The 12,439-nt window shown below is 68.6% G+C and carries 15 protein-coding genes; 7 read left to right on the top strand and 8 right to left on the bottom strand.

Annotated features, from left to right (window positions below; genetic code table 11):
• Positions 1-29: 29 nt before the first annotated feature.
• Positions 30-1,490, bottom strand: coding sequence for a menaquinone biosynthesis decarboxylase (locus OP79_RS08960; RefSeq protein WP_033319502.1), 1,461 nt, complete (start codon positions 1,488-1,490; stop codon positions 30-32).
• 86 nt (positions 1,491-1,576) lie between these two features.
• On the opposite strand from OP79_RS08960, the gene OP79_RS51455 reads away from it, so the two are divergent.
• Positions 1,577-2,023, top strand: coding sequence for a PLD nuclease N-terminal domain-containing protein (locus OP79_RS51455; protein ID WP_078491688.1), 447 nt, complete (start codon positions 1,577-1,579; stop codon positions 2,021-2,023).
• Here OP79_RS51455 and erm read toward each other — a convergent pair.
• Positions 2,020-2,799, bottom strand: coding sequence for a 23S ribosomal RNA methyltransferase Erm (gene erm, locus OP79_RS08950; RefSeq protein ID WP_033319501.1), 780 nt, complete (start codon positions 2,797-2,799; stop codon positions 2,020-2,022). The two genes, OP79_RS51455 and erm, sit on opposite strands and share 4 nt — an antisense overlap.
• Positions 2,800-3,058: 259 nt before the next feature.
• On the opposite strand from erm, the gene OP79_RS08945 reads away from it, so the two are divergent.
• On the top strand, positions 3,059-3,517 hold the full coding sequence (locus OP79_RS08945; RefSeq protein WP_033319500.1) for a nucleoside deaminase: 459 nt from the start codon (positions 3,059-3,061) through the stop codon (positions 3,515-3,517).
• Complete coding sequence (locus OP79_RS08940; RefSeq protein ID WP_033319499.1) at positions 3,498-4,475, top strand: isopenicillin N synthase family dioxygenase; 978 nt, start codon at positions 3,498-3,500, stop codon at positions 4,473-4,475. Before OP79_RS08945 ends, OP79_RS08940 begins: the two co-directional genes overlap by 20 nt.
• Positions 4,476-4,509: 34 nt before the next feature.
• Here OP79_RS08940 and OP79_RS08935 read toward each other — a convergent pair whose 3' ends face one another.
• From OP79_RS08935 to OP79_RS58230, 4 genes are all read right to left on the bottom strand, one after another.
• On the bottom strand, positions 4,510-6,138 hold the full coding sequence (locus OP79_RS08935; RefSeq protein WP_033319498.1) for an FAD-binding oxidoreductase: 1,629 nt from the start codon (positions 6,136-6,138) through the stop codon (positions 4,510-4,512).
• A 134-nt stretch (positions 6,139-6,272) separates the two neighbouring features.
• Positions 6,273-7,406: a methyltransferase gene (locus tag OP79_RS08930; protein WP_033319497.1), complete on the bottom strand. Its 1,134-nt coding sequence runs from the start codon at positions 7,404-7,406 to the stop codon at positions 6,273-6,275.
• A gap of 252 nt (positions 7,407-7,658) precedes the next feature.
• Positions 7,659-8,051, bottom strand: a complete 393-nt coding sequence (locus OP79_RS58235; RefSeq protein ID WP_063741894.1) for a DUF7848 domain-containing protein — start codon at positions 8,049-8,051, stop codon at positions 7,659-7,661.
• Entirely contained in the window at positions 8,051-8,278 is a 228-nt protein-coding gene (locus OP79_RS58230; protein ID WP_342669509.1) for a hypothetical protein, read from the bottom strand. The genes OP79_RS58235 and OP79_RS58230 overlap by 1 nt, the downstream gene beginning before the upstream one ends.
• Before the next feature lie 141 nt (positions 8,279-8,419).
• Here OP79_RS58230 and OP79_RS08920 point away from each other — a divergent pair, with 141 nt between their 5' ends.
• Both OP79_RS08920 and OP79_RS58465 read left to right on the top strand, forming a co-directional pair.
• Positions 8,420-9,436 (top strand): helix-turn-helix domain-containing protein, encoded by a 1,017-nt coding sequence (locus tag OP79_RS08920; protein WP_033319496.1) that lies wholly within the window; start codon positions 8,420-8,422, stop codon positions 9,434-9,436.
• Positions 9,378-9,515, top strand: coding sequence for a DUF397 domain-containing protein (locus tag OP79_RS58465; protein ID WP_425428557.1), 138 nt, complete (start codon positions 9,378-9,380; stop codon positions 9,513-9,515). Before OP79_RS08920 ends, OP79_RS58465 begins: the two co-directional genes overlap by 59 nt.
• A 47-nt stretch (positions 9,516-9,562) precedes the next feature.
• Here OP79_RS58465 and OP79_RS08915 read toward each other — a convergent pair whose 3' ends face one another.
• Both OP79_RS08915 and OP79_RS08910 read right to left on the bottom strand, forming a co-directional pair.
• Positions 9,563-9,832, bottom strand: a complete 270-nt coding sequence (locus tag OP79_RS08915; protein WP_033319495.1) for an SHOCT domain-containing protein — start codon at positions 9,830-9,832, stop codon at positions 9,563-9,565.
• 29 nt (positions 9,833-9,861) lie between these two features.
• A complete protein-coding gene (locus OP79_RS08910; RefSeq protein WP_245685253.1) occupies positions 9,862-10,329 on the bottom strand; it encodes a DUF6325 family protein in 468 nt (155 codons plus the stop codon).
• A 324-nt stretch (positions 10,330-10,653) separates the two neighbouring features.
• Here OP79_RS08910 and OP79_RS53750 point away from each other — a divergent pair, with 324 nt between their 5' ends.
• A complete protein-coding gene (locus OP79_RS53750; RefSeq protein ID WP_106972333.1) occupies positions 10,654-10,968 on the top strand; it encodes a hypothetical protein in 315 nt (104 codons plus the stop codon).
• 128 nt (positions 10,969-11,096) lie between these two features.
• Positions 11,097-12,395, top strand: a complete 1,299-nt coding sequence (locus tag OP79_RS08900) for a hypothetical protein (RefSeq protein WP_342669508.1) — start codon at positions 11,097-11,099, stop codon at positions 12,393-12,395.
• Positions 12,396-12,439 lie beyond the last annotated feature (44 nt).

The raw sequence follows: 12,439 nt of genomic DNA, 5'->3' as shown, positions 1-12,439 counted from the left end.
GCCGTACTCCCTTCCGCTGATCACGCTGCTCACTTGAGTCCGTACTCCTTCCAGCGGCGGTCGACCAGCGCCGCCGTCTCCGGGTCGGACAGCACCATGTCCGGCCAGCCGCCGTCGCGCGTGTAACCCTCCTCGGGCCACTTCTTCGTCGCGTCGATGCCCGCCTTGCCGCCCCAGAACTGCTGGTAGGAGGCGTGATCGAGATGGTCGACCGGTCCTTCGACGACCGAGAGATCGCGGGCGTAGTCCGTGTTGCCGAGGGCGCGCCAGGCGACCTCGTGCAGATCGTGGACGTCGCAGTCCGAGTCGACGATCACGATCAGCTTGGTCAGGGACATCATGTGCGCGCCCCAGATCGCGTGCATCACCTTCTGGGCGTGCTTCGGGTACTTCTTGTCGATCGCGATGATCGCGCAGTTGTGGAAACCGCCCGCCTCGGGGAGGTGGTAGTCCACGATGTCGGGAACGATGATCTTGAGGAGCGGCAGGAAGAAGCGCTCCGTCGCCCGCCCCAGCGGCCCGTCCTCCGTCGGCGGCCGGCCGACCACGATCGACTGGAGCAGCGGCCGCTTCCGCATCGTCACGCAGTCGATCGTCAGCGCCGGGAACGGTTCCTGCGGCGTGTAGAAGCCGGTGTGGTCGCCGAAGGGCCCCTCCGGGAGCATCTCGCCCGGCTCCAGCCAGCCCTCCAGTACGACCTCTGCCTGAGCCGGCACCTGGAGCGGCACCGTCTTGCAGTCGACCATCTCGATCCGCTTGCCCTGGATGAACCCGGCGAAGAGGTACTCGTCGATGTCGCCGGGGAGGGGGGCGGTGGAGGCGTAGGTGACGGCGGGCGGGCACCCGAACGCGATCGCGATGGGGAGCTTCTCGCCTCGCCGCGCGGCCACTTGATAGTGGTTCCGGCTGTCCTTGTGGATCTGCCAGTGCATGCCGATGGTGCGCTTGTCGTGGCGCTGGAGGCGATAGAGCCCGAGGTTGCGGATGCCGCTCTCCGGGTCCTTGGTGTGGGTGAGCCCGAGGTTGAAGAAGGACCCGCCGTCCTTCGGCCAGGTGAAGAGGGCCGGGAGCTGCTCCAGATCGACGTCGTCGCCCCGGAGCACGACCTCCTGCACGGGGGCGTTGTCGGACTTCACCTTCTTCGGCGGTACGTGCGTCATGGCGCCGAGCTTCCCGAAGGCCTCGCGCACGCCGACGAACCCGTGCGGCAGCTCGGGCTTGAGCAGCCCGCCGATCTTCTCGCTGATCTCGCCGTACGACTTCAGGTCGAGCGCCTTGAGCAGGCGCCGGTCGGTACCGAAGACGTTCATCGCGAGCGGCATCGCGGAGCCGCGTACGTTCTCGAAGAGCAGCGCCGGGCCGCCCGACTTCTGTACCCGGTCGACGATCTCCCCCACTTCCAGATACGGGTCGACCTCGGCCTTGACACGCTTGAGGTCGCCCTCGCGTTCCAGTGCCCTGAGCAGGGAGCGAAGATCGTCGTAAGCCATGCGTCCCAGTATCGGCTACGGGCTACCCTGGCCCCGTAACGGGGCCTGGTCCCAGGCCCCCGATCGCGACGTGCAAGGGGAGTATCATGCTCAGGGTGCTGATGGTACTGGTACCGCTGGGGCTCAGCATCTACGCGTTCATCGACTGCATCAGCACCGATGAGAAGCAGATCCGGTACATCCCGAAGCCGCTCTGGGCCATGCTCGTCCTGCTCTTCCCTCTGGTGGGCTCCATCTCCTGGCTCCTCGTAGGCAAGGAGCGCACAACACCGCGCCGCCCCGGCGGGGCCGGCGGGCGCCGCCGCGACGGCTGGGTGGCGCCGGACGACAACCCCGAGTTCCTGAAGTCCTTGAAGGACGAGAAGGACGAGAAGTTCCCGAAGGACTCCCCCGGCCCCTCCAATTCCTCTGATTCTTCCGACTCTTCGGACTCTTCCGGCCCCTCCGGCTCCTCCAAGGACGCGCCGAAGGACTCCCCCGAGGACTCCCCGAAGGGCGAGAAGCGCGAGCGGGACGAGGGCGGCGAGAGCTAACGCTCCTGCCGGAGCCGGAACAGCTCCGCCCACTGCTCTGCCGTGAGGCTCTTCGGCAGGGCGGTCGGTGCGATCCGATGCTGTCGCGTCCAGTGGCGGATGCGTTGGCGTGGCAGCTCGGGTGCGGCGGTGGCGAGCATCTGTGGCAGGCCGCGTCCCTTGCCGGTGAAGACCCGCTGTACGAAGTCCTGGTAGCGACGCTGGTCGTGGCGGTCGACGAGAGGGCGTTCCCGGCGGGACACCGTCATCAGCCCGCCGTCGACACCGGGACGCGGCCGGAACGCCGCAGCCGGCACGCGTCGTACGAGCCGGAACTCGAACCACGGCCACCACTGCGCCGTCATCATCGTCGCCCCGCCCACACCGGCCCGCCGCCGCGCGACCTCCCACTGCACGAGCAGGACGGCCTCGGTCCAGCCGGGGGCGTGCAGGATGCGTCGGAGCATCGCGGTCGTCTGGTGGAAGGGCAGGTTGCCCACCAGGACATGGGGCGTGGCGGGGACCGTATAGCGCAGGAAGTCCGCCTGGACGATCGCGGTCGACGGGTGAGTACGGCGATCGAGCCGGGCCGCGCGACGGTCGTCGAGCTCGATGCCGGTCAGAGGCCGGGCGAGGCGTTGCAGAGGGAGGGTGAGCGCGCCGTCGCCCGCGCCGATCTCGATGATCGGGCCGTCGGTACGGGTCACAAGGCCGACGACGGTGTCGATGACGCTCTGGTCGATGAGGAAGTTCTGGCCGAGTTCGTGGCGGCCAGGACGAGGGTGCTGGGTGCGCAAGGGATCTCCGCGGCTTCGAAGGGAAGCCGGGCAGCACGGCAGGGACCGCCCGGCGGAAGGTCTCCGGAGCGGCGGATGCTCTCGCTACGCGCGATCGTTACGCGCTGCGTGTGAGAGTGCCGCCGCTAGAAGCGGCGGATCCTGGTGATAGCTGCGGCTGCGCACATGCCGATCAAGCTACGTCACGCCAAGTACCCCTCGGCAACTGATTTTTCCCGCAGGAGATCTCCCCGTAGGAGACCCGTAGGAGAGTGGAGTCATGAAGCGCATGGATCAGGCACAGGCACGCGCGTGGCTCGCCACCGCCGTCGAGGAGGCGCGGGCGGGGCTCGCCGAGGGCGGTATCCCCATCGGGGCCGCGCTCTACGGCGCCGACGGCACCCTCCTCGGGCGCGGCCACAACCGCCGCGTCCAGGACGACGACCCGTCCATGCATGCGGAGACCGCCGCCTTTCGCGCTTCCGGGCGGCAGCGGACGTACCGCGGTACGACGATGGTGACGACCCTCTCGCCGTGCTGGTACTGCTCCGGCCTGGTGCGGCAGTTCGGCATCTCGCGGGTGGTGATCGGCGAGGCGGCCACCTTCCACGGTGGCCACGACTGGCTGGCCGAACACGGCGTGGAGATCGTCCTGTTGGAAGACCCCGAGTGCACCGACCTGATGCGCGACTTCATCAAGCACAACCCGGCCCTGTGGAATGAGGACATCGGTGAGTGACGCCCGTATCCCCACGATCGACCTCCGCCCCTGGCTCTCCGGCGACCCCGAGGCCCGAAAGGAGATCGCCCGTACGGTCGACGAGGCCCTGCAGAGCGCCGGGTTCCTGCTCGTGACGGGGCACGGCGTGGACCCGGCGCTGCGAACGGCCATCCGGGACTCCGCCCGCGCCTTCTTCCGGCTGCCCGCTGAGGTCAAGCAGCCGTACGCCGCCCAGGTCGGCGGGCGTGGCTGGCTCGGGCCGGGCGCGGAGGCCAACGGCTACTCGGAGGGGACCGAGACCCCGCCCGACCTCAAGGAGTCACTGACGTTCGCGACGCACGAGCCCTTCGAGGACCCGGTCGTGAACGCGGAGTGGTACGCGCCGAACGTCTGGCCCAAGGAGGCTCCCGGGCTGAGGCCGCTCTGCGAGGAGTACCTGGCCCGGATGGCCGAGTTGGAGAACCATCTCCTCGCCCTCCTCGGCGAAGCCCTCGGCCTCGGACCGGACTTCTTCACCCGGCACATGAGCCACCCCACCTACGGCTTCAACATCAACTGGTACCCGGGCAGGGATGTGATGGGCGAGCCCGAGCCGGACCAGTTCCGTATCGGCCCGCACACCGACTTCGGCACGGTCACGATCCTCGACCGGCAGGCCGGCAAGGGCGGCTTGCAGGTCTTCACGGACGACGGCGGCTGGGAGGACGCGCCGTACGACCCCGAGGCGTTCACCATCAACATCGGCGACCTGATGGCCCGTTGGACCGGCGACCGCTGGCGCTCGGGCCGACACCGAGTGCTCCCGCCACCCGCGGACGCACCCGCCGAGGAGCTGATGTCCCTCGTCTACTTCGGCGAGTGCACGCCGGGGACGGTCGTGGAGTCGGTGCCGGCGCCAGTGGGGCGGGTGGCGTACGAGCCCGTGGACTCGCACGCGTACCTGCGGGAGAAGCTCGACTCGATCAGCGTCGGCTGATCACTGTCCAGGGATTCTCCGCTTCATCGCCAGGTCATGCCGGACGTATCGAAAGGGCGTGGTGGAAGATGTCGCGGGGGTCCCACTTCGCCTTGATCCGCTGGAGCCGGGGGTAGTTGTCCCTGAAGTAGAGCGTGTGCCAGGGGGCGCCGGTGTTCCAGGCGGGGTCGGCGAGGTCGTTGTCCGGGTAGTTGATGAACGCGCCGTCGGCGGCAGCGGGGACGCCGCCGGTGTCGGCGTACAGGTCCCTGTAGAGCTCACGCAGCCAGGTCAGGTGCCGGGCGTCGTCACGGGGGTCCTCCCAGCCGTTGGCGTAGAACATCTTCATGATCGTGTCGCGGTGCGGTGTCGCGGTCGCGTCCGAGGCCACCGTGTTGACCTTGCCGCCGAAGGTGTAGAGGCTCAGGCTCCCGCCCGGGTGGTCGTAGTCGGACCGGGTGAGGTGGTGGTGCAGGACCTCGATCTGCCGGTCCGTCAGGCGTCGCCGCAGATACCCCGACTTGACCTTCAGCCGGTAGACGGGACCCGGATCACCCGGCGAGCCGGCCAGGGCCGCGGCCAGCCAGGCCTGGTTCTTCACCGTGCGCACCGGCTGGGCCGTGACGCCCTGGCTGATCGCGGTGAGGTGGTCGTCCAGCAGCCGCTGGGCTCCGGAGTCCGCGGCCACCTGGCCGATCAGGCCGATCGTGCCCAACGGGCGGCGGTTGAGCTGGAGTTCGCTGTAGAGCCCGAGATACGGCGAGTCCGGGGCGCTGTGCCGTTCGACCCACTCACCGTGGTTGCGCACAAGCCGCGTGAAGGACGCCTTGTCGAGCTTCTGCCAGTCCCAGGCGACCGAGAAGCTCAGCACTCCGGCGGGCGGCGAGGGCAGCAGCCCGGAAGGGTCGTCACCGCGCGCGCCGGGTGACCTGAACCAGTAGCGCGTGACGATTCCGAAGCTGCCGCCTCCGCCGCCGGTGTGCGCCCACCACAGGTCCCGGTTCGGATCCGATCGCTCTCGGGTGGCCACCACGCTGCGCGCCCTGCCGTCGCGGTCCACGACCACCACTTCGACGCCGTACAGGTGGTCGACGGCCAGGCCCAGCAGCCGGGACAGCGGGCCGAAGCCGCCCCCCAGGACGTGTCCGCCGGCGCCCACGGTGGGACACCAGCCGGCGGGGACGGTCACCCCCCACCCCAGATACAGCTTCCGGTACACCTCGCCCAGCAGCGCGCCGGCCTCCACGGCGAAGGCACGGCGGCCGGGGTCGTACGAGACGTCCGTCATGGCGGAGGTGTCGATGACGACCTCCACCGCCGGATCGGCGACGAAGTCCTCGAAGCCATGGCCGCCGCTGCGGACAGTGACCCGTCGGCCGCTGTCCACCGCCTCCTGCACCGCCCGTACGACATGCTCGGTCGTGCCCACCACCCACACGTGCTCGGGGTCGCCCTCGAAACGCCGGTTGTAGCCACGGGAGGCCAGGGACCGATAGCGCGGATCACCTCGCCCGACCCTGGACGGGCCGGGCGGCGGAAGACACGGTGCCGTGGCCGCCTCCGCGGCCGTGGACGCGGACCCGGACGCGGCCATGGCACTCGCACCTGTCCCTGCGACGACGGCCCCCGCCGCCGTCGCGGCCAAGCCGCCCCGCAGGACCTTCCTTCTGCTGAACTCGTTCACCGAGATTCCCCCTCGCTCCAGGTGGCCAGTGGACAGCAAACCTAGGCGGCGGAAAGGGCACAGGCAGTCGTCCCAGCACCACCAACTCGGTGGGGCTGGCACCCCAATCGTGCAGCCGCGGTGGCGTTGTTGAATCAATTGCCGGCGAGACGCCAAAGCGACGTGACTTCCGTGGTCCGGGCTGCGTGGAGGGGATCAGCGGTGTCCCTCGCTCGTGGATGCCGCGGCCTGGTGTCAATCCTGTCCACCACGTGCAGGCCCGCTGCCTCGATGCCGGCCAGCAGTTCGCTGCTCGTCCTGAGTCCGAGGCGCTCGGCCAGGTCCGACAGGATGAGCCATCCTTCACCTCCCGGTTGGAGATGGGCGGTCAGTCCGTCCAGGAAGCTGCGGAGCATGCTGCTGCCCGGGTCGTAGACGCCTTGCTCCACGGCGGAGGTGGGCCGGGCCGGAATCCAGGGCGGGTTGCAGACGACGAGGTCTGCGCGCCCGTCGGGAAACAGGCCAGGGCCCACGACATCGATGCGCCCGGTGAAGTGCAGTCGGCGGACGTTCTCGCGTGCACAGGTCAGGGCACGCGGGCTGATGTCGGTGGCCACGATGTGGTCGATCCCCCGGCGGGCCAGGACGGCTGCGAGCACTCCCGTCCCCGTCCCGAGGTCGAATGCGGTGCGGCGACCCGCGCGATGGCCCGTCGGTGTGGGGAGTGGTGCATGGGCGACGAGATCGACGTATTCGCCCCTGACCGGGGAGAACACGCCGTAGTGCGGGTGAATGCGAGCGTCGAGGGCCGGTACCTCCACGCCCTTCGTGCGCCACTGGTGCGCTCCGATCACGCCCAGCAGTTCTGTGAGCGATACGGCCATCGGCTCGGACGGCGGACCGTATGCCTCGGTGCATGCCTGGCGCACATCGGGGGCTCTGCGCAGGTTCAGGCAGTGGTCCTCGTCCAGCAGAACGAGGAGCCTGCCCAGCACGCGGGCACGGTGGCTGCGGGCCCTGCGGTGCAGGTGGAAGGACTCTGCCGGGCTGTCGCCTTGCCGGGGAGGTCTCCGGTCGATGCGGCGGCTCATCGCCTGCAGTAGTTGACGTGCGTTGTGGAAGTCGCCCCGCCACAGCAAGGCGGTGCCTTCGCAGGCCAGACGGTGAGCCGTGTCGGCTTTCATGCGGTCGTCCGCGTCGATGACCCGGCTGGGAGGCGGTGTTGCGCTCTCGGAATGCCAATGGGCGGAACGGAGGCTGTTCGTCTCGGTCCAGTGGATGGTGGACACCACGTACTCCTCGTGATCGAACGTGCAGGGGCACGAAGAGCACTTCGACGAGGAGCAGGGCAAACGGCCCGTGCTGCGGCACGGGCGCGTGTGTCAGGGCAGGTAGGGCTACTGCTCCCGCGTCGAAGCGCGAGAGGAGAAGTCGAAGACAACCATGCCGAGCGTCATGACCAGCCCTTTCGGAGAGACGACGTAAGAGGTTCACACAGAACTATCGCCTCGGACGAACCGGCCCATGGGGGCCACGGCGCTTCAAAGGGGCTCCATGACCGCGTAGTCGGCGAACGTACGGCGGTAGCGGGTGTGTTGGGTCTGGTGGGTGTGGGTGTGTTGCCAGTCCTCGATCTGGGCGCGGTCGTGGTGTGGGCCCGAAGAAGCGCCGCAGGCGGTGCCGGTTCCCGAGACGCAGTGGGACTCGTAGTGCGGCTTTGTCGAGGGGTCCTGCACGATCGTGTAAGCGGTGCGGGAGGCGTGGTCGCGGCGCAGGTGGTGACGTAAAAGCACGTTGGCGTCGGTTTCCGCGCTGCGGTTGCAGCGGGCGCGGGCGTCGTCGCGCCGTATGGCTAGTTCGGTGCATGTTCCGCAGCCGGGGACCGGGACGGGTGGGCGGCTGAGGTCGTCCGGCGGAACGGGCTGATGCAACATCACGCCCTCCGCTTCGTACGGTGGTTGGCGGCCCTCAGCGTGGCGTCGATCCGTTCCTGCTGCGTCGCCGGGCGGAGCAGTGCCGGGTCGGCCTCCCACTCACGGCCGCCGCCGACCGGGCGCAGCATCGCGTACGGGCCCGCCTTGTCGCGGTACTCCCCCACCTTGCGCGTCCCCGGGTCGTAGACGAGCGCCCCCGGCTCCAACTGCCCTGCTTCGTCCGCCATTTGCACTCCGTACGTTCTTTGTCATTCGCACCTGCCAGGGGCGCATGACTCGTTACTCTGGGTGAATCCAGCGTTGCGCAGCGGAGCGTGGCGTTTCAACGCCGGACGCGTGCCACTGGGCCACTGTCACGGAGGGATGTTGTGAGCCGACGTAATGCCGAGGGGGGTTCGGCTGCCACCACCGGGGCCGTTTTCGGGGAGCTGCTCAAGCACTTCCGTGAGGCGGCAGGGCTGACGCAGGAAGGGCTGGCCAAGGAGATCCCGTGCGATCGCTCGCATGTGGCGCGGGTGGAGGCGGGGACGAGGGTCCCGCAGGACACGTTCGCCAAGAAGTGCGACGAAGTGCTGGATACGGGTGGGGTGTTGTTGCGGTTGTGGGGGCGGATTGACTGGTATCCGCAGGTGGAGCATCCGGATTGGTTTCGGCGGAGGGCCGAGATGGATGCGGTGGCCGCAGAACTGCACGAGTATCAGGAGCAGGTCATCCCGGGCCTGTTGCAGACAGAGGACTACGCGCGGGCGCTGCTTTCCCAGACCGCGAGTGGCGACGAGGTGGAAGAGCGGGTCCGGGCGCGCCTGAGCCGACAGCAGCGCTTCCTCGCCGACGACGGGCCGCTGTACGTCGCCGTCCTGGACGAGAGTTGCCTACGTCAGGTGATCGGGAGCCCGGACGTGATGCGCGACCAATGCGCCCACTTGCTGAAGGTCGGGCAGCGCCCCAACATCCGCATTCAGGTCGTCCCGGCCGCCTGCATCGGGGTCGTACGCCCCACGACATCCATGTCGCTGATCACGCTCCCCGGAGGAGAGCGCTGGGTCTACTCGGAATCGCTGAGCCGTGGTCATTTCAACAATGATCCGGACATCTACGCGCTCCATAACCGAACCTATGATGTCCTGAGGGCCGACGCTCTGTCTGCCCCAAAGTCTGCCGCTTGGATCGGCGAGACGATGGAAAGGTACGGGCACGATGGACAGGATCGACCTCAGTACGGCGACCTGGATCAAGAGCAGCTACAGCGGCAACGACGGCGGCAACTGCCTGGAAATGGCGACCTGGATCAAGAGCAGCTACAACGGGGCAAACGCCGGCGACTGCATCGAAGTAGCCCCCGATTTCCCCGCCGTCGTCCCCGTCCGCGACAGCAAAACCCCTGACGGACCGGTCCTGTTGATCAACCGCTCAGCCTGGTCATCCTTCGTCTCAGCCGTACGGGAACCCGAGTTCAACGCCTGACCACGGCGCCTCGCCCGCCTTGTCTGCAGGCCGTCCACAGCTGGTGGTCACCCGCTGAGGATCTGACGCTTCTGGTCCTCGAACTCCGCCTCCGTCAGCACGCCCTGTGCTTTCAGATCGCCCAGCTCCTTCAGCAGGGCGATCTTGTCTTCCGTTGATGCGTACGGCGATGCGGACGGAGGCTGCACGGGTGCGGCCTGTTGTGCGTCCTGCTGGGCCCACCGGCCCGCCTGGCGCCGGGACACGCGGTTCGACACCGCCGTCGCCGTACCGGCGACGGCAGCGGTTCGGGCAACTCCACGGAGGAGACCTGGCATGGTCGCCACCTCCTGTGCTCTGCGCGCTTTCACGGCCTGGTGGAGGCCGCCGAGGCCTCCAGTGAGTCGAGTGCCGCGATGAGGTCCGGTCCCGGGATCCTTCCGGCGGCCACCAGGCGAGCGCCACTGCGCCGCAGGGCACCGGCGAGGGGTGCGGCCCAGAGGTTCTCGTACATCACGATGGCGGCCGTACTGCCGGGGCCGATCACCGCTCCGGCCTCTTCGACGTCGTCCTGACCGAGCAGGCCCGAGGAGGCTCCTTCGAACACCGCGAGGTCCGGGTTTTCGCCCTGGATGAGATTCGCCAGTTCGACTGCTGCGACGGAACCGTCGGGGTCCTTGCGGACGAAGATGAGGTCGAGGATGCGGATCAGGCCCCGGTCGACCAAGTCGACGAGGAACGGAAGGGCTTTGCCGGTGGGGCGGCTGCCCGGGTACTCGACCACCAGGTAATCGATGGGGCCCACGTCGTCGAATGCGTCGCTTTCGTTGCTCACGGCAACTCCTCACGCCCATAGCAACTCCCCTGTCCAGTGGACCACTCGACCGGGGGATCCGCATGTCGGTCGGCTCCGTCGGCTGCCCCACATGCCACCCGAGAGGCCGGAGGCTTCCCGCCGAGTGACCATGGGAGGCGAACGGTGGTCGGCGTGAATGGTGGGAGAGGTGGGGAGGAGGGCGACATCGCCGTCATGGTCATGCTCGGCCCGCCGCTCGGCCATGCGACGTCCGCAGACCCTCGGTATGGTTGACAAGACGGCAAAACGTGCCAAAACGCATCGCCGACGGCTTCGTGGTCGGCGATGGAACGGATGGCAACCATGACCGCATCAACTGTCACCCCACAGGATGCCCGTCCCGCCCAGCCCGGCGCCCCGGGCGCGTACGCGAAGTCGGCCGGCGCGGCCGCTGAACGCGCTGTCGCACACCACACCGTGACTCTCGACGTGTTCGGCGCGCGTGTTGAGCTGCTCCCTCCCGAGCAGCTCGCCTTTCTCGCCGGCGTGGGCATACTGGCCGCCCTGGAGATCCTCGAATGGCCGGTGGCGCTGGTCCTGGCGGTCGGACACCAGCTCGCCCACAGCCATCACGGCCGGATGCTGCGCGAGTTCGGTAAGGCCCTCGAAGAAGCCTGAGGCCGCCCTCCCGCCTACGTACGTGGCTCTTCAAGCCAAAGCTGCAAGCCAAAGGGCGACGCATGGATTCCTCTGGTGGTTCGTCATCGGCTTCCGAAGGCCCTGACCGTCCGGCCGCCGGCCCTTCCTTGAACGCCCCGAAACGGGACGAGTACGAACGGCTGCGCAAGGCGGCGTCCGTTCGCCACCGGCATCTGCGCTATACGGCCACCTCCCTGCTACTGCTGCTGGCCTTCCTCCTGGCGCCGCTGGCCGTGGTCGCGGCCTGGGTGGACTCCGAGGTCTCCGACACCGACCGGTACGTCCAGACCGTCGCCCCGATCGCCACGGAGCCCTCCGTCCAGAACGCCCTGACCGACCGGCTCACCAAGCGCGTCGTCGACAACGTCGATGTCGCCGCCTTCACCGCAGCCGTCGCCCGGACGTTGCAGCGGGAGGGGGCGCCACCTCAGGTGATCGAGGGCGCCAAGGCGCTGACCGGCCCGCTGAAGAACGCGCTCGACTCGGCCGTCCACGACATCGTGAACAAGGTGGTGACCAGCAACCAGTTCGCCGAAGTGTGGGACGACGCCAACCGACGGGCCCACGCCGCCGTGGTCAAGGTCCTCACCGGCAAAGGCAGCAGCGCCATCCAGGCCGGCGACGGCACCATCGACCTGAACCTCGGCACCGTCATCGACAACGTCAAGCAGAAGCTGGTGGACGCGGGTTTCGCTCCGGCCTCGAAGATCCCCGAGATCGACAAGACGATCACCCTGCTGCACACCGACAAGCTGAACGAGGCTCAGGACGGCATGCGTCTGCTGAACGTGATCGGCATCTGGCTCCCCGTCGTGGTCCTGATCCTGGCGGCGCTCGCCGTGTGGAGCGCCCCCGCGCATCGCGCCGCCCTGCTGGCCGCGGCCATCGGCGTCGGGGTCATGATGATCGTGCTGCTCGTCGGCCTTGCCGTGATACGCCAGGTCTATCTGGACTCCGTCCCCACGACCGCTCTGCCGCAGGACGCCGCAGCCGACATCTACGACACCTTCGTCCGTTTCCTGAGGAACAGCACGCGTACGGTCCTGGTCATCGCGGTGATCACCGCGTTGGCCGCCTATCTGTACGGTCCCGGACGCGGCGCCCGGTGGATCAGATCAGGGGCGGCAGGCGGAACCGGGGCCACCGGCCGGGCCATGGCGCGCCACGGTCTGCGTACCGGCGCGGCCGGCCGCTGGCTGGACGCGCACGGCAGCTGGACCACCGGCATCGTCATCGTCGGTGGCGTACTCGCCCTGGTGCTGTGGAACTACCCCACCCCCGGGGCCGTGGCGCTTGTCCTCGGCATCGTCGTCCTCGTGCTGGCCCTGCTCGGAATCCTCGCCGCGGCCTCCGGCACAGCGGAACGCCCGACCGCCGGCGATCAGCCAGTCATCCGCCCCGGCTGATGCCGTCCGGCGCACGCCGGGACTCGCCTGAAGACGTACGTCGC

The organism is Streptomyces yerevanensis (assembly GCF_000716805.1).
GTDB lineage: Bacteria > Actinomycetota > Actinomycetes > Streptomycetales > Streptomycetaceae > Streptomyces > Streptomyces flaveus.
Note: the sequence above shows the minus strand (reverse complement) of the source record. Positions and strands in the feature narration are given on the sequence as shown.